Annotated in this window: 1 protein-coding gene; it reads left to right on the top strand. The window is 66.5% G+C overall.

All coding sequences use genetic code 11. From position 1 onward, the window contains the following. Positions 1–28: 28 nt before the first annotated feature. Positions 29–275, top strand: a 247-nt coding sequence (locus SB717_RS35575; protein WP_410907652.1) for an ADP-ribosylglycohydrolase family protein, incomplete at its 3' end; no start/stop codon positions are given.

The raw sequence follows: 275 nt of genomic DNA, 5'->3' as shown, positions 1-275 counted from the left end.
ATTGAGCTAAGCAGAGGGCGAGGGTCTGATGACACGGATCGAACAACACCTGACCGACGCGCAGCGGGATCGAGCTGCCGGTGTACTCACGGGGACCGCCGCCGGCGACGCCCTCGGTGCCGGCTACGAGTTCACCCATCCGACAGCGGATACACCGATATTCATGAAGGGCGGCGGCACCTTCGACTGGGCGCCGGGGGAATGGACGGACGACACGTCCATGGCGCTCTGCGTCGCCGAGGGGCTCTCGTTCGGGCACACCGACCTCGACGCCA

The organism is Priestia sp. SIMBA_032 (genome assembly GCF_046535215.1).
GTDB classification, from domain to species: domain Bacteria; phylum Bacillota; class Bacilli; order Bacillales; family Bacillaceae_H; genus Priestia; species Priestia aryabhattai.
The sequence above is the reverse complement of the archived record's forward strand: the minus strand, read 5'-3'. Positions and strand labels throughout refer to the sequence as shown.